Source organism: Qipengyuania flavescens, from assembly GCF_029688735.1.
Lineage (GTDB): Bacteria > Pseudomonadota > Alphaproteobacteria > Sphingomonadales > Sphingomonadaceae > Qipengyuania.
This window is the reverse complement of sequence record NZ_JARULD010000001.1, coordinates 361,023-382,216: the sequence shown is the minus strand read 5'-3', so window position 1 is coordinate 382,216 and position 21,194 is coordinate 361,023. Positions and strand designations below refer to the sequence as shown.

The window sequence follows — 21,194 nt, the reverse complement described above, 5'->3', positions numbered from 1 at the left end:
CGGCCGGTATCATCGCGCTATAGCCGGCTTGGGTAAAGACCCGATTAAGCCTGTTATCCCGTGGGCCGCGCGATGAAGGGCTTGAGCAGGTCGCACGGGCGCGATAGACCGGCCGCCAATCAATATTCCAGATCAGGGGTACCGCCATGGAATCCGCCAACGACCACAAGGCACACAACAGCACCTATTCCTCGTTCATCGCCAACCTCAAATGGTCGGTTCCGCTGATTGCGGTGATCGCGCTGCTCGTCGTCATCATGATCGCCGAGTAAGCGGCGCTTGATGCGCATAGCGGTGTTGAAAGAGCGTGCGCCCGGCGAAAACCGGGTGGCGCTGACCCCCGAAACGGCGAAGAAATTCATCGCTCTCGGGGCCACCGTCGCGGTCGAGGAAGGTGCCGGATCCGGTGCCGCCATTCCCGACGCAGACTATGCGCAGGCCGGAGCAGAGGTCGTCCCTGCGGCTAATGCCGTGAAGGACGCCGATATCGTGATGGGCGTGCAGGCGCCCGATGTCGCTTTGCTGCAAGGTGCCAAACCGGGTGCATGGGTCGCCGCGACCTTCGACCCGTTCCGCAATCGCGAACTGGTCGATGCCTATGCGACCGCCGGCTACGAAGCGCTGAGCATGGAGTTCATGCCACGCATCACCCGCGCGCAGAGCATGGACGTGCTGTCCAGCCAGTCGAACCTCGCCGGCTACAAGGCAGTGATCACGGCGGCCAACGAATATGGCCGCGCCTTCCCGATGATGATGACGGCCGCTGGTACTGTGCAGGCGGCCAAGGTCTTCGTGATGGGTGTGGGCGTGGCGGGCCTGCAGGCGATCGCGACGGCCAAGCGACTGGGCGCGCAGGTAAGCGCGACCGACGTGCGCTCGGCGACTAAAGAACAGATCCAGTCGCTCGGCGCGAAGGCCGTGTTCGTCGAGGATGTCGAGGGGATCGAGGGCGAAGGCTCAGGCGGCTATGCCACCGAGATGAGCGAAGAGTACCAGAAGGCGCAGGCCGAGTTGGTGAGCTCGCATATCTCCAAGCAGGACATCGTCATCACCACCGCGCTGATCCCGGGCAAACCCGCACCGCGGCTGATCTCGGACACGCAGATCGCCACGATGAAGCCGGGCAGCGTAATTTTCGACCTCGCCGTGGCGCAGGGCGGAAACGTCGAGGGTTCTTCGCCGGACGAGGCGGTCGAGAAGCACGGCGTGAAGATCGTGGGCTATTCGAACACGGCGGGCCATCTGGCCGCCGACGCTTCCGCGCTGTTCGCGCGCAACCTCTACAATTTCCTCTCCGCCTTTTGGGACGAGGAGGCAGGCAAGCCAGTGCTGGACGAAGAGATCGGCGACGCGGTGAGGCTGACGCAGGGCGGCAAGGTCGTGAACGAGAGGCTTCAAGCCACGTAATCCGGGCCCGGGGAGGGGCCACGCATGGACTTCATTTCGATCCTGTCGATCTTCGTGCTGGCGTGTTTCGTCGGTTACTACGTCGTGTGGTCGGTCACGCCCGCGCTGCACACGCCGCTGATGGCGGTGACCAATGCGGTTTCCAGCGTGATCATCGTCGGCGCGCTGATCGCGGCGGCGGCGGCGGATGTGCCGGGGGCGAAGTGGCTGGGTCTGCTCGGCATCGTGCTCGCCAGCGTGAACATCTTCGGCGGGTTCGCGGTGACGGCGCGAATGCTGGCGATGTACAAGAAGAAGGAGAAGAAGTGATGGGGGCGCTCACCTCATTCCTTCGTCGCCCCGGCCCCCGAGCCGGGGTGGTGCTTCCTTCGGCAGCAGATTCGAAGGTGAAGCACCGACCCCGGATCAAGTCCGGGGTGACGCTTGTTCTTTTTGCCGGTTTGTTTGCCACCCCCGCCCATGCCGCGACCGGCGAGGCGGTTAACCCGTGGGTGGCGCTCGCCTATCTCGTGTCGGGCGTGTTCTTCATCCTCGCGCTGCGCGGCCTGTCCTCGCCAGCGACGAGCCGGACGGGCAACCGCTTCGGCATGATCGGGATGCTGATCGCGGTGGTGACGACGCTGGTGACGCATTTTCCCATGCGCACCGAGACCACTGGCCCCGATGCGATGAACGTCGTCATAGACGGCGCGACGACACTGGAAATTCTCGCCGCAATCGCCATCGGCGCGATCATCGGCATCACCATCGCCCGCCGTATCGCCATGACCGCGATGCCGGAACTGGTCGCGGCTTTCCACTCGCTGGTCGGTCTCGCCGCAGTGCTGGTGGGCTGGGCGGCCTATCTTAATCCGGGCGCTTTCGGGTTGCTCGTCGACGGCGAAATCGGCGCGGTTTCGAAGGTCGAGATGGGCCTCGGCATTGCCATCGGGGCGATCACCTTCTCCGGCTCGGTCATCGCCTTTGCCAAGCTTTCGGGCCGGATGAGCGGTTCGCCCATCCTCCTGCCCGCGCGCCATGTCATCAACCTCGGCACGCTCGCCGCGATCATCGTGCTGACCGCGCTCTTCGCCATGGCGGGGCCATCCGACACCATGCCGCTGATCGTCGCGCTGACGGTGCTCGCCTTTCTCATCGGCTTCCTGCTGATCATCCCCATCGGCGGGGCGGACATGCCGGTCGTGGTCTCGATGCTGAACAGCTATTCGGGCTGGGCCGCGGCAGCGATGGGCTTTACGCTGGGCAATACGGCGATGATCATCACCGGCGCGCTGGTCGGCTCTTCGGGCGCGATCCTCAGCTATATCATGTGCCGCGCGATGAACCGCAGCTTCATCAGTGTGATCGCGGGCGGCTTCGGCGCGGACGATAGCGGCGCAGGCGGCGGCGAGGCGAAGGAGCAGCGCCCCTACAAACAGGGCAGCGCGGCCGATGCGGCCTTCATGCTCGAACAGGCGGAAAAGGTCATCATCATCCCCGGCTACGGCATGGCGGTGGCGCAGGCCCAGCACGCTCTGCGCGAAATGGCCGACATGCTGGAGGAAAAGGGCGTAGAGGTGAAATACGCCATCCACCCCGTCGCCGGGCGCATGCCGGGGCATATGAACGTGCTGCTCGCCGAGGCGCAGGTGCCTTACGAGAACGTGTTCGAGTTGGAGGACATCAACAGCGAATTCGCGCAGGCCGACGTTGCCTTCATCATCGGCGCGAACGACGTGGTGAACCCCGCAGCCAAAACCGACAAGTCCTCGCCCATCTACGGCATGCCCGTGTTCGACGTGGACAAGGCCAAGCAGGTGTTCTTCATCAAGCGCAGCATGGGCGGCGTGGGCTATGCGGGCGTCGACAACGACGTGTTCTACATGGACCAGACCGTGATGCTGTTGTCCGACGCCAAGAAGATGGTCGAAGAAATCGTGAAGGCGCTCGACTGATCCCATGCGGAAGGTCGTTATCATCCTGGCCCTGCTGGCGATCGGCGTGGGCGCGCTGGTGTTCTACCTCAATCTCGACAGCTGGACCGAGGACCGCATCGTCACCGAACTGACTACTCGCGGCGTGCCCGAACCGATGGCCGATTGCATGGCGACCCGCATGGTCGAGCGCCTCTCACCCCGGCAGCTGGCCAAGCTGGAGCGATTGCGCCCGCAGGACGGCGAGGCCGACGTGCCGGTCTCCATCGCCGAACTGCTCGAGCGGTTGCGCCGGGTGGACGATCCTGAGGTCGTCGAGGTTACCGGCAGCGCCGCGGCGGTCTGCGCTTTCTCCATCTGACTTGCATTCCCGAACCCTTGCGGCACAATGGGTTGCAAGGGAGAGACTCATGATCCGACTGACCTTTGCTGCCGCCTTGCTGGCCAGCGCATCGCCGCTGCTCGCCGAAACGCATACCGTATCGCCGGGGGAGGGCGCGCAGGCGCGGTTGCAGGAAGCGCTGATCCTTGCCCTGCCGGGTGACGAGATCGTGCTGGAGGCCGGCCGCTATGCGCTGACCGACGGGCTCAGCCTCGATGTCGACAATGTCACCGTGCGCGGTGCGGGCATGGATGGGACGGTGCTCGACTTCACCGGCCAGCAGGGCGCGGGCGAGGGATTCTTGATCACCAGCGACAATGTGACGGTACGGGACTTCGCGCTGGAGAACCCGAAGGGCGACGGAATCAAGTCCAAGGGCGCGGACAATATCGTCTATCACCGCATCCGCGTCACCTGGACGCGCGGGCCGCATGAGGAGAACGGCGCTTACGGCATCTACCCGGTCGAAAGCACGGGCGTGCTGGTCGATGGCGTGAAGGTCACTGGCGCCAGCGATGCGGGCATTTACGTGGGCCAGTCGAACGGCATCACCGTGCGCAATTCGATCGCGGAGGCCAATGTCGCCGGGATCGAGATCGAGAACAGCCGCAACGCGCTGGTCGAGCACAACGTCGCCACCCGCAATACGGGCGGAATTCTGGTGTTCGACCTTCCCGGTCTGCCGGTCATGGGCGGAGGCAATGTGATCGTGGCGAACAATCTCGTCGTCGCCAACGATACGCCGAATTTCGCGCCCGCCGGCAATATCGTCGCGGGCGTGCGGCGTGGGACCGGGATCATGGTGATGGCCAACGACAAGGTGCTGGTGGAGAACAACATTCTCTCCGGCAATCCGACCGCACCAGTGATGGTGATCGCCTATACGCAGCCTTTCGAAGACGAGCGATACAACCCGCTGCCGCGCGAGGTGACGATCGGCGAGAACACATATGACGGCGGCGGTTACGATCCGCAGCTCGACGGGGCGGAGATGCTGCTGGCGGCCTTCGGCGGCGAGCTGCCGCCGGTGCTGTGGGACGGGCTCGGCTCGGTCGCTGCCGTGGAGGGCACGGCGGGGTGGAGCCTCAACCTGACCGAGGCGGGCAAGGGTCTCGGCGGCGCGCAGCCCGGCCCACTGAGCGTGGCGGAGCCGACCGGCGAGTTCGACCGCAGCGGCATCGGCGCTCCGGCTGCACTAGAGGCACGGCTGGCGGGATGAGGCACAGCGGGGTCCTCGCCGCAGCGGCGCTCGCATTTGCGGGCGCGCTTTCCGTGCAGGCCACGCCGCCGCAATATGTGAACGACGAGGCGATCGCCGGCGAAGGTATGCCGCGCCTGCTGTCGGACTATGGTTTCTTCGCCGACCTCGGCGAGCAGGTTCCGGTGCCGCACGTTTATCCCTACCGGCTCAACACGCCGCTCTATTCGGACGGGGCGGACAAGCTGCGCTTCGTCTATCGCGCTCCCGGAACACAGTTTCGCGCCGATGGCGAGGGACTGATCGATATGCCGGTCGGCGCGGCGCTGATAAAGACTTTCGCGTTCGGCGAAGGCGAGAGCCGGCGGCTGATCGAGACGCGCGTGTTGCTGCATCGCGCAGATGGCTGGGTGGCGCTGCCCTATCTCTGGAACGAGGAGCAGACCGATGCGCAGCTGGCGGTCGCGGGTGCGCGCATCGATCTGACTACGCCGAAAGGCGAGGCGATCAGCTACCGCGTGCCGAACAAAAACCAGTGCAAGGAATGCCATGGGCTGGACGATGCGGTAGTCCCCATCGGTCCCAAGGCGCGCAACCTTTCGGGCGATTGGTTGGCGCAGATGGTCGCAGCCGGACATCTCGACCGCATGCCGCAAGGCGCGGACCAGCTGCCGCTGTGGGAGGCACGCGAAGGCGCAAGTCTGAACGCCGCGGCGCGGGCCTATCTCGACGTCAATTGCGCGCATTGCCACCGCCCCGGCTCGACCGCTTCGAACAGCGGGCTCGACCTGCGCTGGGAGCAAGAGGACCCGCATGCGCTCGGCATCGGCAAGCGGCCCGTAGCCGCAGGGCGCGGGGCGGGTGGTCATCTGTTCGACATCGTTCCGGGATCGCCTGACAAGTCCATCCTGACCTATCGCATGGCTAGCCCCGAGCCCGGCGTCGCCATGCCGGAAATCGGCAAGGAAACGGTCGACGAGGACGGTTTGGAGGTGGTCCGCCGCTGGATCGGTGAGATGACGCCGTGAAATGGGCGCTGCGTATTCTGGGCGGCTTGGCGGCAATCATAGCGGTCGCCTTCCTGATTTTCCGCGTTCCCGATACCGATGCTAACGAGATGTGGGCGAAATACGGCGGCGAGCCTTCGCAGAGGCTGCAGTTGGCCGATGGCCGCACAGTGCATCTGCGCGACGAAGGCCCGCGCGATGCCCCGGCAATCGTACTGCTCCACGGCTCCAATGCCGACCTGATGACCTGGCAGCCATGGGCCGAGAACCTACGCGAGGACTTTCGGGTCATCCGTTACGACCAGCGTGGCCATGGGCTGACCGGGCCCGCATCCGATGGCGGCTATGCCCGCGATGCCTTTGTCGACGATTTGCACATGGTCGCGGAAGAGCTCGATCTCGACCGCTTCGTGCTGGCAGGCAATTCCATGGGTGGGAGCATCGCGATGGGCTATGCGATCGAACACCCTGAACGGCTCGCGGGGCTGGTGCTGGTAGATGCCTCGGGCGCGCCGATCGAGCGGGAGGGCGGCGGCAATCTCGCCTTCACGCTCGCTGCAATGCCGGGCGTCGGCACGGCTCTTAGCCAGGTCATGCCACGCAGCCTTATAGAGCGCAGCTTGTCACAGAGCGTTTCCAACCAGGACGTGGTCACGCCCAAGGCTGTCGATCGCTATTGGGAAATGGCCCGCTATCCGGGAAATCGCGCGGCAACTCGCGAGCGGTTCGGCACCGCGCGTGTGCCGTTCACCGCCGAGGCAGTCGGCGCGGTCGATGTGCCGACGCTGGTGATGTGGGGCGAAGAGGACGCGCTCGTGCCGTTTGTAGCAGCCGATTGGTACATGGAGCACCTGCCCAATGCTACGCTCGTCAGCTATCCGGGCATCGGCCATATCCCGATGGAAGAGGCACCCGTCGAATCCGTTGAAGACCTGCGCGACTGGCTGTCGTCGCAAGGGATCGCGGAACAGGTCGCCGAGCGAGGAACCGGCACCTGATACGTCCGTTCTAAGCACCTGAAACGCAGACGGGTTCGCCAAGGGCCTGCTGCATCAGGGTAAAAGGGGTTTAATCTTGCGCACACTCGGGCTGATCGGCGGCATGAGCTGGATCTCGACCCGCGCCTATTACGAGCGCATCAACAAATTCGTGCAGAAGCAGGCGCCGCCGATGGCGAGCGCGCCGATGCTCATTGAAAGCCTCGATTATTCGAAGGTCTACGAAGCCAAGCAAGGCGACGATTGGGACGCAGTGGCGGGTATTCTCGTCGATTCCGCCCGACGCCTGGAAAGCGCGGGCGCGCAAGGCCTAGTTATTGCCGCCAACACCATGCACCGGGTTTACGATCAGGTGGCCGAAGCCGTGTCCATCCCGCTCTTGCACATTGCCGACGCCGTCGGCGACGCGATGCAGGCTGCCGAATGCGAGAGCGCTGCCATTCTCGGCACGCGCACCGTGATGACGGAGAGCTTCTACCGCCAGCGTCTGATCGCTCATGGCGTGGAGCTGCTGCCGCCCAATCCCGAGGATGTCGAAATGGTGGACGGGATCATCTACAAGGAGCTGATGCTGGGCCGCGTAACGCGGGATGCGGAGCGGGCGTTGAAAACGCTCATCACGTCGAAGGACAAGGAAGGCGCGGATGCGATCGTCCTTGCCTGTACCGAACTCGAACTGGTCGTCGACACGCGCGCCAATGTGCTGCCGGTGTTCGATTCCACCGATATCCACTGCCGTGCGGCAGCCGACTGGATCATCAATTGATATAGCGGCGCATGGGAATGCGTCTTTTCGGGTACACCGCGCAGATTTTCGGCTGAAATTAACCATCGCAATATTGATTGCGACGGGATCGCCGTCATGCTGCCTTTTCCTATTTGAGGGAAGGGACTGACAACATGAAAATTACGTACGGTCGCATTGCGGCCGCTAGCCTCGTTGCGCTTGCGGCTGCCGGCTTGGCCAATTCCGGCAATGCCCAATCGACGCCTGCCAAGGGCGCGAAAATCGAAAATTCCTACATCTGCGTCTTCAACCCCGGCCTCGTCGCCAAGGGCAATGTGAAAGCCGAAGCCAACCGCTCGGCCAAGGCAGCGGGTGGCGCTGTCGGCTTCACCTACAAGAATACCATTCGTGGTTTCTCGGTGAATGCGTCGGCGCAAGGCGTCTCCAAAATGCAGGCGAACAACCCGCGCATCGCCTATTGCGAGCAGGACCAGGTGATGGCGACCGCGCAGGGCCGCGGCAACAAGCCGGGCAGCGGTGGCGGTGGCACGCAGCCGAGCGAAAGCACGCCGTGGGGTGTGACGCGCGTCGGTGGCGGGCTCAGCGGCGCTGCGGGCCGCGCGCTCGTCATCGACACCGGCGTCGATCTCGATCACCCTGACCTCAATGTCGATGTCGCGCTGTCCAGCGCGTTCAACGCAACGCGGGACAAGAATGCGGACGATGGCAACGGTCACGGTACGCATGTCGCGGGTACGATCGCGGCTATCAAGGGCAATGGCATCGGCGTCGTCGGCGTTGCGCCGGGTACGACCGTGGTGGGCATCAAGGTGCTCGACCGTCGCGGTTCGGGTTCGAACAGCGGCGTGATCGCCGGTGTGGACTATGCTGCCAGCATCGACAACGGCAACGACGTAGCCAATATGTCGCTCGGCGGCGGCTTCAGCCAGGCGCTGAACGATGCCGTCATCGCTGCGGCACAGGGCGGGCTCGAGTTCGCGCTGGCTGCCGGCAACGAAAGCACCAGCGCGACCACCAAGTCGCCTGCGTCGGCCAATCACCCGAATATCTACACGATCAGCTCGTTCACGCGGAACAACGACAGTTGGTCGAGCTTCTCGAACTACGGCAACCCGCCGGTAGACTTCGCAGAGCCGGGTTCGGCCATTCCGTCGACCTACAAGGACGGTGGCTACGCCACGCTGTCGGGCACCTCGATGGCCAGCCCGCACGCGGCCGGCCTGCTGCTGCTGGGCAGCATCCGTTCCGGCGGCACTGTCAATGGCGACCCGGACGGCAATCCGGACACGATCGGCATTAACTGATCGCAGCCGAATGACAGGAGGGCTGCGCGGCACTGGTCGCGCGGCCCTTTCTTTTTAGCCGATAAGATTGCGGGTTCGCCCTCTGTTCACGTTGTCCGCGCTGGTGCGCTGGCTTAACCCCGCCCCCGATGACGAGAGCACCCTATGCTGCCGATCCCGCCAAATCGCGGGGCCGCGAGTTCCCCGAGGAACGCGAAGGCACGCGCGGTCCGCGCAGCGAATTCCAGCGCGACCGCGACCGCATCGTCCATTCGATCGCCTTCCGCCGACTGCGCTCCAAGACGCAGGTATTTGTCGCTCCCGATGGCGACCACTACCGCACCCGCCTGACGCACAGCATCGAAGTGGCGCAGATCGGCCGGGTCATCGCGCGCGAACTGGGGCTGGACGAAGACCTGACCGAAGCGCTCTGCCTGGGCCACGACATCGGCCATCCGCCCTTCGGCCATGCCGGGGAGACTGCGCTGGAAGAGGCGATGGTACAGGCCGGCGGCTACGACCACAACGCGCAGGGCATCCGCACGCTGGCGCGGCTGGAAAACCCCTATTGCGACCACGACGGGCTGAACCTGACGTGGGAAACGCTGGAGGGCCTCGCCAAGCACAACGGTCCGGTCGCGGCACCGAACTGGGCATTGGCGGAAATCGACGCGGCCTTTCCGCTCGAACTGGACACTTGGCCCTCGCTTGAAGCGCAGGTGGCTGCGCTCGCCGATGACATCGCTTACGACAACCACGATATCGACGATGGCCTGCGCGCCGGTTTTCTCGAGCTCGACGACCTGCTGACGCTCGACCTGCTGGCCGACCAGTGGCGGGCGGTGGAGACGCGTTTCCCGCACGCCCCACATGAGCGCAAGCTGCGCGAATTGGTCCGCACGCAGATCGGCCTGATGGTCAACGACCTGCTGACCGAGACCCGATCGCGCGTCGATGGCGTCGGGAGCGTCGACGAAGTGCGTGGTGCGGGCAAACCGCTCGCGGCCTTCTCTGCCGGAATGGCGGAGCAGGAACGGCGGCTGAAGAAATTCATGTATGACCGGTTGTACTACCACCCCGAACAGCTTGTCACAGCAGAGCGCGCGCGCGATGTAATCTCTCGGCTCTACGCGGCTTACAGCCAGGATCCCTCGACCATGCCGGACGACTGGCTGGCGAAGCATCCGCAGGGCGAGCCGCAGCGCAGCCGTAACATCGCGGATTTCATCGCGGGCATGACCGACCGCTTCGCTCTCGAGCAGGTGCGCCGCATCTACGGGCGCGCCCCGGAAGGGCTGAGCAATGTCTGACGCGCTGCGGATCGTGTTGATCGGTGCGACCGGTCTCATCGGCGGCAAGGTGATGGAGGCCTGCGTCGGGCGCGAGGATGTGCGGCTCTCGGCGATCGCCCGGCGCGAAGCTCAGCTGCCGAAGGGCATCAGGATGGAGCTGTTCGTGGCCGAGCCTGGAAAATGGGGCGAGGTCGTCGAAGCGATCAAGCCCAGGGCGATGATCTGCGCGCTCGGTACCACGTGGAAGAAATCGGGCGAGGACGAAGCGGCGTTCCGCGCGGTCGACCAAGATCTCGTGCTCAGCGTGGCCGAGGCCGCCAAGGCGCAGGGGGTGGAGCGCTTCGTCCACGTCAGCTCGGTCGGTGCGGCGATCGCGTCGAAAAACTTCTATTTGAAGGTGAAGGGCGAGGTCGAGCGAGATTTGACGAAACTGCGCTTCGACCGGCTCGATATCCTGCGCCCGGGCCTGCTGCGCGGCAAGCGGGATAACGACCGCCGCCCGGGCGAGCGGATCGGGCTCGCGGCAGCGCCTTTCGTCAATCTCATGCTGCATGGCGGTTTCCGCCAGTATCGGGCGATCAGGGCCGAGACGGTCGCCGATGCGGCGCTGGCCCTGGCGCGCCGAGCGGCACGCGGTCGCTTCATCCACGATAACGACGCGATCATGCGCGCGGCGAAGACGCTGCCGCGACTGGACGAGGGATAAAGCCGCCATGTGGGAGACGCTTTTCGGACTGGCAAACGGCCTCGCGCTGGTGATGTGGATCGGCCTGATTGCCTTGCCGCGCTGGCCCGCTTTGCTTGCGGCGGTTCTCTATCTAGGTGTCGGCCTGCTGTGCCTGACGTATGCGGTCTGCGTGATCGGACTGTTCAGCGGCTTGCTCGAAGGCGGCGGAAGCGGCGCAGCCTCGGATTTCACCACACTCGAAGGCGTTCGGACGATCTTCGCGACCGAGGCGGGCGTGACCGTCGGCTGGGTCCACTATCTAGCCTTCGATCTCTTCGTCGGCCTGTGGATCGCGCGCGATGCCGATGCCAAGGGGTTCTCCCGCGTCGTGCAGGCACCGATCCTGCTCGCAACCTTTTTTGCAGGGCCGCTCGGCCTGTTCCTGTGGCTTGCAATCCGGGAGCGAAGCGCCCGCAAGCAGGGGCGATGGCAATAGCAGGTTGCTCCATGCAACCGATGTGGCATGATGCGCCTCGCAGCTGAAAACAGCGGAGAGGACCTATGTCGGCAACGGACAAACTTACATTCGACGAACTGATGCGGCATTGGGCTGAAGAGAAGCCCGATACCGTCGCGCTGGAGCAGGATGGCAATGCGCTGACCTTCAGCGAACTCGAACTGCGCTCGCGTAAAATCGTCGGGATGCTGGGCGCACATGGTGTCGCCAAGGGCGATAGGATCGCCTGGCTAGGCAAGAACGCTCGCCACTATTTCGAGCTGTTCTACTCCGCGGCCCGGCTTGGCGCGGTGATGGTCCCGATCGGCTGGCGACTCGCCGCGCCCGAGATTGCCTACATCCTCGGCGACACGGGCGCGAAGGTGCTCTTCATCGACAACGGTTTCGACGAGCTTGCCGCCAAGGCGTGCGGACAGATGGAAAGCGCGCCCGAAGTGGTCGACACGCCAAGCGCGCTCGCGGAAATCGAAGCGACAGATCCGGCACAATTCGAAGCCGCTGGTCCCGACGACGCCATCCTCCAGCTTTACACCTCGGGCACCACCGGCAACCCCAAGGGCGCGGTGCTTACGAATGCCAACCTCTTCTCGCTGCGCGTTCCGGCAGAGGAGGCGGCGCAGCCGTGGTCGAGCTGGGATGACGACGAGGCAATCCTCGTCTGCATGCCCTGCGCGCATATCGGCGGGACGGGCCTCGGCATCATGGCGATGGCGGCGGGCATCCGCGCCATCGTGCAGGCGGAATTTACCCCCGACGGCGTCCTCGACGGCTTCGAGCAGGGCATCACCCGCCTCTTCATCGTGCCTGCCGCGCTGCAGATGGTGATCCAGCACCCACGCGCGAAGGATACCGACATGTCCGGCGTGAAATACGTCATGTATGGCGCGGCGCCGATCCCGCTCGACCTGCTGCGCGAGGCGGTGCAGACGATACCCGATGCAGGCTTTCTGCAATGCTACGGCATGACGGAGACGACCGGCACCATCGCGATGCTGCCGCCGGAAGACCATAGTCTCGAGGGCAACCAGCGAATGAAATCGGCGGGCAAGGCCGTACCGGGGGCCGAGCTCAAGGTTGTCGGCGAGGATGGCGAGGAACTGCCCCGCGGCGAGGTCGGCGAACTGATCTGCAAGAGTCCGTCGAACATGGCAGGCTATTGGAACCTGCCGGAGGCGACGTCGTCCTCGCTGATCGACGGCTGGATGCACACCGGCGATGCGGCCTATATGGACGAGGACGGCTATGTCTTCATCCAGGATCGCATCAAGGACATGATCATCTCCGGGGGAGAAAACGTCTATCCGGCGCAGGTCGAAAGCGCGATCTACGGCCACCCGGCGGTTGCCGAAGTCGCCGTGGTAGGTGTTCCGGACGATACTTGGGGTGAGGCAGTGAAAGCCTGCGTCGTGCCCAAACCTGGCAGCGAAGTGGATCCGACCGATATCATCGCCTTCACGCGCGAGAGGTTGGCAGGCTTCAAGGTGCCGAAGACGGTCGACGTGATCGAGGCGATGCCGCGCAATGCAAGCGGCAAGATCCTGCGGCGGGAGCTGCGTGCCCCCTATTGGGAAGGGCGCGATCGGGCGGTAAATTGAAGCGGTATGCGCCTGCGGCGGGGCGCAATGTCCTGCCCATCGGCGATGTTCTGGCTGAGGAATTGCCCGAAAGCGGACTGGTGCTGGAGATCGCGAGCGGGTCCGGCGAGCATGCGCTGGCCTTTGCGCGGCGCTTTCCCGCGCTCGTCTGGCAGCCGAGCGATCCCGACCCCGAAGCGATCGCATCGATCGCGGCATGGCGCGAAGAGGACGGGCTGGACAATTTGCGATTGCCGGTGAAGCTGGACGCAGCAGCAGAGGCTTGGCCTGTGTCGAGCGCGGCGGCCGTGCTCTGCATCAATATGATCCATATCAGCCCATGGTGCGCTACCGAGGGTCTGGTGCGGCATGCGGCCACAGTCCTCGATGCCGAGCATCCGCTGATACTTTACGGCCCTTTTGTCGAGGATGACGTCGCAACCGCGCCATCGAATACCGCCTTCGACGAGAGCCTGAACGCCCGCAATCCGTTATGGGGTTTGCGAAATCTGTCGGACGTTGACCAACTTGCCCAAGCCCGCGGATTCAGGCGCACCAAACGCTATCCCATGCCAGCGAACAATCTCACCGTAGTGTACCGTCGGCAAGCGTAATCTGCTCCGCAAAGGAAAACGCCCGCCGGTGAGGGCGGGCGTCTTGAAAACTCTGCGATAGGGGTCGGGTCAGATGACTTCGTCCCCGGCATCGCCGACCGACTGAATGTCCTGTCCGACACCGCGGACGGTGTTGCAGGCCGTGGCAGTCAGAGCCACCGTGGTAATTCCAAATGCAAGCAGGATCTTTTTCAGCATGTCCTGTCCTTTCCCGAAGGGCTCAACAGCGAGCTTGAAGATCAAAACGACCCATTCCCGATCCGGTTCCCGAAGGAGTTGCGGGGCTTGTTTGCCGCCACCATATGGCGCGCGATGACAGAGCCTGATTTTCTCCTGTTCGCCAGCGATGCCGAAATACTCGCATTATGGGGCGTAGCCTTGCTGGTCGTCGCCGGTATCTGCTCGCTTATGGAGCGCAGGCGGCTGAAACGAACGCAGATCAACCAGGTCGGCTGGGTGCCGTGGACCGGGCTGTTCGTGATGTTCGCAGTGCTCGGCGGTGGGATGCTCGCCGTGTCGGTCCCTGCGATCATGCAAGGCTAGACGCTTAGAGGCACGCCTCCAGATAGGCTTGATCGAAGCCGAACTGGCGCGCCTTTTCCAGCGTGTAGGGGCGCAGGCCCGAGGAGCGGAACTCACCGAGGATCTTCCCGTCGTCGCTCTCGTCGAGATACTCGAACTTGAACAGGTTCTGGGTGACAATCACGTCGCCTTCCATCCCGATCACCTCGGTGATGTCGGTGGTGCGGCGCGAACCGTCGCGCAGGCGCTTCACCTGTACGATGAGATCGACTGACTCAGCGATCTGGCGGCTGATGGCTTCCTTCGGGATCTTGATGTCGCCCATCAGGATCATGTTTTCCATACGGCCGAGGCATTCGCGCGGGCTGTTGGCGTGGAGCGTACACATGGAGCCGTCGTGGCCTGTGTTCATGGCGGCGAGAAGGTCGAAACATTCCGCGCCGCGAATTTCGCCCAGGATGATGCGGTCGGGGCGCATACGCAGGGCGTTCTTCACGAGGTCGCCGATGGTGATGGCGCCCTGGCCTTCGAGGTTCGGCGGGCGGGTTTCCAGCGGCAGCCAGTGCGGCTGTTGCAGGCGAAGTTCGGCCGCGTCCTCGATCGTCAGCACGCGCTCGCCCGGGTCGATCATCTTCGACAGGGCGTTGAGCATGGTCGTCTTACCCGAACCGGTACCGCCCGAGATGACGATGTTCATTCGGCAAGCGCCCGCGATCTTGAGCGCGGTACACATCTTCTCGCTCATCGAACCGAAGTCCTTGAGCATGTCGAGCGTGATGGGCTTTTCCGAGAACTTACGAATCGAGATCGCCGTGCCCTTCAGCGACAGCGGCGGAACGATGACGTTCACACGGCTGCCGTCTTTGAGGCGGGCGTCGGCCAGCGGGGTGGTCTGGTCGACGCGGCGACCGACCTGGTTCACGATGCGCTGGGCGATCTGGAACAGGTGCTGTTCGTCGCGGAACTTGATCGGCGCGATCGTCAGCTTGCCCTTCTTTTCGATATAGGTCTGGTCGGGCCCGTTGACCATAATGTCGGTCACGTCGGGATCGTTCAGCAGTTCCTCGAGCGGACCGAAGCCGAGCAACTCGTCGACGAGCACCTTCTCGAGCGCAAACTGTTCGCGGCGGTTCAGCGTGACCTTGAGCTCGGCCAGCACCTCCATGATGATCGGACGGAATTCTTCCGACAGCTCGTCTTTGGTGAGCGTTGCCGCTGCTTCGGGATCGACGCGTTCGAGCAGGCGCGGCAGCACCTGTTCCTTGATCTTGTGGACGCTCGCTTCGAAGCCGCCGACTTCTGACTGGTTCGAATGCTGGGCGTTCATGCGCTCCGACAGACGCGCCATCGCATCGTCGCTCGGACCACCGTCCGCCGGCAGCGGCGGAAACTGCTCGCCGCCGTTGCTGTCGCTCTTGTTCTCGCTCGGCGAAGGGGCAGGTGCGCCGCCTTGCATCGGGCGGGCACTGCCGAATTTCGGACGCGCACCGGAGGCCATGCCTGCCTGCCCGTTCTTCCGTCCGAATGCGCTCATTGCCTAAACCCCCGAAAAACCTGGTCGTTCGCGATACAGCCCCTCGATCGCAGGATCGCCTGGGCTGTCTTTCTCGTCGTGGTGAATAAGTTGGAAACCTTGATTTTTCCCTAATGTGCCGGTGCGACATTGGCGGTTTGGCCGAATGAACCGTACGGCGCGCAGACGATCTCTGGACGAGGGAGAGTTAACGGCTGGTCACCGGACGGCACATTGTCTAGCGACGATGCTGTTCAAGCGGCGGGGCCGATCATGCAAGACGACGAGAGACGCGGGATCCTGCTGGCGACGGCCGGTTTCGCGACCCTGTCCGTCGGCGATGCGGTGATCAAGACGATGGCGGGCGAATGGTCGCCGCTGGCCGTGGCGACCTTGCGCTTTGCAATCGGGGCGGTGGCCTTGTCGGCATTGCTCCTGCGCAGTGAGGGTGCGGCGGGCTTCAGGCCCAGTCATCCCTGGCTGCAGGCAGCGCGCGGGTTCTGTCTGGCGGCAGCGTCGTTGTGCTTCTTCTCGGCGATCTACGTCATGCCGCTCGCTTCGGCGATGGCGCTGGCGTTCGTTTCGCCGGTGTTCGTCGCACTATTGAGCGGGCCTCTGTTGAAAGAGAAAGTGCGCCCGGCCGTATGGATCGCCTCCCTCGTGGCGCTGGCTGGCGTCGCGCTGGTATTGCGCCCGAATCTCGCCGCTCTCGGCTGGGTCGCGCTGTTGCCGCTCGCCTCGGCCAGCTTCTTCGCGCTGATGGTCGTCGCCAACCGGGCAAGCGCGGGGCAGGGGAGCGCGCTGTCGATGCAGGCCTTTATCGCGACCGCTGCCATGCCGTGGCTGGTGCTGGCGATGCTCGGCGGCCACTGGTCCGGCGTGGACGAACTGCGCGTCACCATGCCCGACTGGACGGTCATCGCGCGATGCGCGGTCGTTGCTGTGACGGCCAGTACGGCCCATTGGCTGACCTATCTGGGCACGATGCGCGCGGGTGCGGCCACCATAGCGCCCACGACTTATATCCAGATGCTGGTCGCGACGTTCATGGGGTGGTGGTGGTTCGGCGATATTCCCGATGTGGCGACGCTTGCCGGTGCGGGCATCATCATCGCGGCGGGGCTACTGCTCTGGCGCTCCACGCCTGCGGCGCGGCCAGCGGTAGCGCGGTCTACGGCAGCGCCGGGTAAAGACGATTGAAAGCGGGGCGATAACCGCTAAGTCACACGCCACGCCAAAGCGGGGACAGTAAGCAATGTGCGGAATTATCGGAATCGTCGGCAAGGAAGCGGTAGCCGATCGGCTCGTCGACGGGCTGAAGCGAATGGAATATCGCGGATATGACAGCGCCGGGATCTGCACGGTCGATGGCGGCGAACTGATCCGCCGCCGGGCTGAAGGCAAGCTTGCCAATCTGGTCGAGGTTCTCGCCGGCAATCCCGCGCCCGGCGATATCGGTATCGCGCACACCCGCTGGGCCACCCATGGCGCGCCGACGGCAAGCAATGCTCATCCGCATGCGACCGACAAGGTAGCGATAGTCCACAACGGGATCATCGAAAATTACAAGGAATTGCGAGACGAAGTTAAGGCTGCCGGTCGCACGATGGAAAGCGATACGGATAGCGAAGTGGTAGCCCACCTGCTGACGCGCCGCCTCGAAAATGGTGAAACGCCGCACGAAGCTGTTGCCAACATGCTGCCCCGTCTGCGCGGTGCTTTCGCGCTGGCGATCGCTTTTCGCGACCATCCCGACATGCTGATCGGCGCGCGTCGCGGCTCGCCGCTGGTGGTCGGCTATGGGGAAGGCGAGACCTACCTTGGTTCGGATGCGCTCGCGCTCGCCCCGCTGACGCAGAAGATATCCTACCTCGAAGAAGGCGACTGGGTGGAGATCACGCAGGAAGGTGCGCAGATCTTCGACGAGGAAAACGAGAAGGTAGAGCGCGAGGTGCGCACCTCAGGCGCGTCGGCCGCGGCAACCGAGAAGGGCAATTATCGTCACTTCATGCAAAAGGAGATTTTCGAGCAGCCCACCGTGGTGGCGCAGACCCTCTCTTCATATCTGCGACGGGAAGACGTTTCGGTCGCGCTGCCGCAGTTCGATTTCGACATTTCCAGCATCCGGCGGGTCACGATCGTCGCGTGCGGCACATCGTATTATGCAGGCATGGTAGCGAAATACTGGTTCGAGCAATTCGCACGCGTACCGGTCGACATCGATGTTGCTTCGGAATTCCGCTACCGTGAGCCGGTGCTGGAAGAGCGCGGTCTGTCGCTCTTCATATCGCAGAGCGGAGAGACTGCCGACACCCTTGCGGCGCTCCGCCATTGCAAGGAAAACGGCCAGACTATCGCAGTGGTCGTCAACGTACCGACGAGTACGATGGCACGCGAGGCCGACCTGCTGCTGCCGACCCATGCGGGCCCGGAAATCGGTGTTGCTTCGACCAAGGCGTTTACGTGCCAGCTGGCGGTCCTCGCTGCACTGGCCGCGCATATGGCAGTCAAGAAGGGCTTGATGAGCCGCGACGAAGAATATGAAGTCGTCAAACACCTCTTGGAAGCACCTGCCTGTCTCAATGCGGCGCTCGATCACGATGACGACATCGCAGCGATGGCCCCGCTGATCGCCCCCGCGCGCGACGTGCTGTATCTCGGCCGCGGCCCCGATTTTCCGATGGCGCTGGAAGGCGCGCTCAAGCTCAAGGAAATCAGCTATATCCACGCCGAGGGCTATGCGAGCGGCGAGATGAAGCACGGGCCGATCGCGTTGATCGACGAAGATGTGCCTGTCATCGTCCTCGCGTCGTCCGGTCCGCTGTTCGAAAAGACCGTTTCCAATATGGAGGAGGTGCGCGCACGCGGTGGACAGGTGGTCCTGATTTCCGACCGCGAGGGTCTGGAACAGGCCGGCGAGGGCTGCCTGGCGACGATCGAGATGCCCAAGGTGCATCCGCTCATTGCTCCGCTCGTTTACGCAGTACCGGTCCAACTGCTCGCCTATCATGTCGCCTGCGTCAAAGGCACCGACGTCGATCAACCCCGCAATCTGGCGAAATCGGTCACGGTGGAGTGAGTTCGTCGCTGTATTCCTTACGGAAAAGCGAACTGCGATAACGTCAGGTAATTACACGAAAATCGATTGGGCCTTTACCTGCAGCTAACGATTGAGCGTTAACCGTCTCCCGGTGAGCGACCAAGAGAAGTCACCCGCGAACGGGATCGCACCAATGTCGATTGGGGAAGCTATCGGGCTATCGACGCCCGCTGGTGCCGAGTGGTCGCGCATCCACGGCTATCAATACACCCAGCTGAGCAAGCGCATGATGGCGCGCGCCATTTCGCATGCGATCGGTTTCGCCTTGGTCGCCCTGATCCTGTGGGGCGAAGTCGATCTGGCACTGATCGGAGCCTGGGGCGTGGCCTTGTTCTTCGCGGTTCTGCTTGCTGCCCACGAAGATCGGGCTGCGCGTTTTGCAGACACTGTCCATTTTGGCATCTGGGAGATGCGGCGCCATGCCGTGGCGAGCGCTGCCAAGGGCGTCGTCTGGGGGATCGGCTTGATGCTCTTCGCGCAGACCGGCGGAGCGAACCACCTGGCAATCGTCTGGAGCATTCCTGCGGTTCTAATTCTCGCCAATGCGGCAAGCCGTTTCAGCGCCCCGCTTGGATCGATCGCCTTTACCATCGCGACAGGGATCGGCGGGCTGGTCGCCGCGCTGCTTGCTGGCGACTGGCTGCTTCTGACCGTTGTCACGTTCACGATGTTATTCGCGGCGTTCGGCACTATCGAGAATGCCCGCGTCGCAGTGACCGGGCGGTTGAACGAGACTGCCGCGATGGAAAAAAGCGAAGTCGTCTCCATGCTCTTGCGGGAATTCGAGGAAAACCAGGCAGACTGGCTCTGGCAGATCGATCCGCGCCGCCGCCTGAAATCGGTATCGCCACGCTTCGCCTTTGCGCTCGGATGCAGCGCCGAAGATGCCGAAGGCAAGCTGTTTTTCGACCTTATTTCCGGCCGCGATCTGAATCCCGCTACCGATTCCGATGGGCTGCGCGAGTTCGCTGAGAAGCTGAAGCGCAAGGAATCTTTTTCGGAGCTAGTCATCCGCGTGAATATTCGCGGTGCGGAACGCTGGTGGGAAATCTCCGGCACCCCCATGCTCGACGAAGCTGGCAAGTTCATTGGCTTCCGTGGTGTCGGCTCCGATGTGACCGAACAGCGCGAGTCCTCCGACCAGATCGCCTTTCTTGCTCGCTACGACACCCTCACACAATTGCCGAACCGCCTCTTGCTCAATGAAACGCTGGGCGAAGCGCTGGAGTATGCGGCGCATTGGCGCACGCGCTGCGCTTTCCTGATGATCGATTTGGATCGCTTCAAATCGGTCAATGACTCCCTCGGCCATCTCGTCGGAGACCAGCTGCTGGCGCAGGTTGCCGGTCGCCTGAAAAGCCTGACGGGTGAAGGCGAGATCTGCGGTCGCCTGGGCGGGGACGAATTCGCTGTCGTCATCCGCGACGCCTCCGATCGCAAGCGCATCGACCGTCTCGCACGCGCCGTTATCGAACAGCTGTCAGAGCCATACCAGATCGAAAACCAGATCCTCTATGTCGGCGCCAGCGTCGGTTCGGCCGTGGGTCCGCGCGATGGCAAGACGGTCGAGGAACTGCTGCGCAATGCCGACCTCGCGCTTTATCGGGCGAAGGATGCGGGCGGTACCGAGCATTGCGATTACGAACCGTCGCTCCATGCAAATGCGGAAGAGAAGCGCCAGCTGGAGTTTTCGCTCCGCAAGGCGTTGGAACGCGGCGAAATGCTGCTCCACTACCAGCCGGTGGTCGATGCCAAGACCGAGAAGGTCGTCAGCTTCGAGACTCTGGTCCGCTGGAACAGCAGCGAGCATGGCTTCGTCAGCCCGGGCAAGTTCATCCCGCTGGCGGAAGATACGCGGCTAATCGTGCCGATCGGCACCTGGGTGATGCAGGAAGCGTGCAAGGAAGCGGCCGGCAACTGGCCGTCTCATGTGAAGGTCAACATCAACGTCTCGCCGGAGCAGCTGCTGGAGCCCGATTTCGCCGCGACCGTGGTGCAGGCGCTGTCGCACAGCGGCCTCGACCCGAAGCGGCTCGAGATCGAGGTGACCGAGAGCATCTTCCTGCGCGACGCGAGCGTGGCCCGCAAGGCGCTGGAGCAGTGCATGACGCTCGGCTGCTCGGTCGCGCTGGACGATTTCGGGACCGGCTATTCCTCGCTCGGCTACCTGCGCAAACTCAAGTTCTCGACCATCAAGGTCGATCGCAGCTTCGTTCAGGGGGCAGCGCAGCAGAGCCGGGAATCGCTCGCCATCATTCGCGCCGTGGTCGCCATGGCGGAGAGCCTCGGCATGACCACTACGGCCGAGGGCGTGGAGAATGAGGAAGAAGCCGAGATGATCCGCAGCCTGCGCTGCAACAAGATCCAGGGCTATCACTTCGGCCGCCCCATGCCTGCCACCGATGTGCGGATGCTGTTCGTGCGGAGCAATGCGGAGGCTGTCCGCAAGCGGGCTTAGG

General features: G+C 63.6%; 21 protein-coding genes. 19 read left to right on the top strand and 2 right to left on the bottom strand.

Annotated features, from left to right (window positions below; genetic code table 11):
- Window positions 1-146: 146 nt before the first annotated feature.
- From P8R33_RS01915 to P8R33_RS01845, 15 genes are all read left to right on the top strand, one after another.
- A complete protein-coding gene (locus P8R33_RS01915; RefSeq protein WP_278327299.1) occupies window positions 147-272 on the top strand; it encodes an aa3-type cytochrome c oxidase subunit IV in 126 nt (41 codons plus the stop codon).
- Between the two features lie 10 nt (window positions 273-282).
- Window positions 283-1,407 (top strand): Re/Si-specific NAD(P)(+) transhydrogenase subunit alpha, encoded by a 1,125-nt coding sequence (locus P8R33_RS01910; protein ID WP_278327298.1) that lies wholly within the window; start codon window positions 283-285, stop codon window positions 1,405-1,407.
- A 24-nt stretch (window positions 1,408-1,431) separates the two neighbouring features.
- Window positions 1,432-1,716 carry an NAD(P) transhydrogenase subunit alpha part 2 gene (locus tag P8R33_RS01905; RefSeq protein WP_278327297.1) on the top strand — a complete coding sequence of 95 codons (285 nt, stop codon included), beginning with the start codon at window positions 1,432-1,434 and terminating at the stop codon, window positions 1,714-1,716.
- Between the two features lie 131 nt (window positions 1,717-1,847).
- Window positions 1,848-3,341 (top strand): NAD(P)(+) transhydrogenase (Re/Si-specific) subunit beta, encoded by a 1,494-nt coding sequence (locus P8R33_RS01900; RefSeq protein WP_278327917.1) that lies wholly within the window; start codon window positions 1,848-1,850, stop codon window positions 3,339-3,341.
- A 4-nt stretch (window positions 3,342-3,345) separates the two neighbouring features.
- Window positions 3,346-3,681 carry a hypothetical protein gene (locus P8R33_RS01895; protein WP_278327296.1) on the top strand — a complete coding sequence of 112 codons (336 nt, stop codon included), beginning with the start codon at window positions 3,346-3,348 and terminating at the stop codon, window positions 3,679-3,681.
- A 49-nt stretch (window positions 3,682-3,730) separates the two neighbouring features.
- The gene (locus tag P8R33_RS01890) at window positions 3,731-4,921 is read left to right on the top strand and encodes a parallel beta-helix domain-containing protein (protein WP_278327294.1); all 1,191 of its coding nucleotides are present in this window, start codon (window positions 3,731-3,733) and stop codon (window positions 4,919-4,921) included.
- Complete coding sequence (locus tag P8R33_RS01885; protein ID WP_278327293.1) at window positions 4,918-5,928, top strand: SO2930 family diheme c-type cytochrome; 1,011 nt, start codon at window positions 4,918-4,920, stop codon at window positions 5,926-5,928. The genes P8R33_RS01890 and P8R33_RS01885 overlap by 4 nt, the downstream gene beginning before the upstream one ends.
- Window positions 5,925-6,905: an alpha/beta fold hydrolase gene (locus tag P8R33_RS01880; RefSeq protein WP_278327292.1), complete on the top strand. Its 981-nt coding sequence runs from the start codon at window positions 5,925-5,927 to the stop codon at window positions 6,903-6,905. Before P8R33_RS01885 ends, P8R33_RS01880 begins: the two co-directional genes overlap by 4 nt.
- Before the next feature lie 76 nt (window positions 6,906-6,981).
- Window positions 6,982-7,671, top strand: coding sequence for an aspartate/glutamate racemase family protein (locus tag P8R33_RS01875; protein ID WP_278327291.1), 690 nt, complete (start codon window positions 6,982-6,984; stop codon window positions 7,669-7,671).
- A gap of 134 nt (window positions 7,672-7,805) precedes the next feature.
- Window positions 7,806-8,957 (top strand): S8 family serine peptidase, encoded by a 1,152-nt coding sequence (locus tag P8R33_RS01870; RefSeq protein ID WP_278327290.1) that lies wholly within the window; start codon window positions 7,806-7,808, stop codon window positions 8,955-8,957.
- A 128-nt stretch (window positions 8,958-9,085) separates the two neighbouring features.
- The gene (locus P8R33_RS01865; RefSeq protein ID WP_278327289.1) at window positions 9,086-10,246 is read left to right on the top strand and encodes a deoxyguanosinetriphosphate triphosphohydrolase; all 1,161 of its coding nucleotides are present in this window, start codon (window positions 9,086-9,088) and stop codon (window positions 10,244-10,246) included.
- Complete coding sequence (locus P8R33_RS01860) at window positions 10,239-10,934, top strand: NAD(P)H-binding protein (RefSeq protein ID WP_278327288.1); 696 nt, start codon at window positions 10,239-10,241, stop codon at window positions 10,932-10,934. The genes P8R33_RS01865 and P8R33_RS01860 overlap by 8 nt, the downstream gene beginning before the upstream one ends.
- Window positions 10,935-10,941: 7 nt before the next feature.
- The gene (locus tag P8R33_RS01855; RefSeq protein ID WP_278327287.1) at window positions 10,942-11,391 is read left to right on the top strand and encodes an ABA4-like family protein; all 450 of its coding nucleotides are present in this window, start codon (window positions 10,942-10,944) and stop codon (window positions 11,389-11,391) included.
- Between the two features lie 65 nt (window positions 11,392-11,456).
- Window positions 11,457-13,007, top strand: a complete 1,551-nt coding sequence (locus tag P8R33_RS01850; RefSeq protein ID WP_278327286.1) for a long-chain-fatty-acid--CoA ligase — start codon at window positions 11,457-11,459, stop codon at window positions 13,005-13,007.
- On the top strand, window positions 13,004-13,600 hold the full coding sequence (locus P8R33_RS01845; RefSeq protein ID WP_278327285.1) for a DUF938 domain-containing protein: 597 nt from the start codon (window positions 13,004-13,006) through the stop codon (window positions 13,598-13,600). The genes P8R33_RS01850 and P8R33_RS01845 overlap by 4 nt, the downstream gene beginning before the upstream one ends.
- A 69-nt stretch (window positions 13,601-13,669) precedes the next feature.
- Here P8R33_RS01845 and P8R33_RS01840 read toward each other — a convergent pair whose 3' ends face one another.
- Entirely contained in the window at window positions 13,670-13,798 is a 129-nt protein-coding gene (locus P8R33_RS01840) for an entericidin A/B family lipoprotein (RefSeq protein ID WP_278327284.1), read from the bottom strand.
- 114 nt (window positions 13,799-13,912) lie between these two features.
- Between P8R33_RS01840 and P8R33_RS01835 the strand changes: the two genes are divergently transcribed.
- Window positions 13,913-14,143 (top strand): hypothetical protein, encoded by a 231-nt coding sequence (locus P8R33_RS01835; RefSeq protein ID WP_278327283.1) that lies wholly within the window; start codon window positions 13,913-13,915, stop codon window positions 14,141-14,143.
- A gap of 4 nt (window positions 14,144-14,147) precedes the next feature.
- Here P8R33_RS01835 and P8R33_RS01830 read toward each other — a convergent pair whose 3' ends face one another.
- A complete protein-coding gene (locus P8R33_RS01830) occupies window positions 14,148-15,656 on the bottom strand; it encodes a TadA family conjugal transfer-associated ATPase (protein ID WP_278327282.1) in 1,509 nt (502 codons plus the stop codon).
- 252 nt (window positions 15,657-15,908) lie between these two features.
- On the opposite strand from P8R33_RS01830, the gene P8R33_RS01825 reads away from it, so the two are divergent.
- The 3 genes from P8R33_RS01825 to P8R33_RS01815 all read left to right on the top strand — a co-directional run bounded on the left by P8R33_RS01825 (window position 15,909) and on the right by P8R33_RS01815 (window position 21,193).
- Complete coding sequence (locus P8R33_RS01825) at window positions 15,909-16,835, top strand: DMT family transporter (RefSeq protein WP_278327281.1); 927 nt, start codon at window positions 15,909-15,911, stop codon at window positions 16,833-16,835.
- A 55-nt stretch (window positions 16,836-16,890) separates the two neighbouring features.
- Entirely contained in the window at window positions 16,891-18,714 is a 1,824-nt protein-coding gene (gene glmS, locus P8R33_RS01820) for a glutamine--fructose-6-phosphate transaminase (isomerizing) (protein WP_278327280.1), read from the top strand.
- Between the two features lie 154 nt (window positions 18,715-18,868).
- The gene (locus P8R33_RS01815) at window positions 18,869-21,193 is read left to right on the top strand and encodes a putative bifunctional diguanylate cyclase/phosphodiesterase (RefSeq protein WP_278327279.1); all 2,325 of its coding nucleotides are present in this window, start codon (window positions 18,869-18,871) and stop codon (window positions 21,191-21,193) included.
- The last annotated feature ends 1 nt before the right edge of the window (window position 21,194 follow it).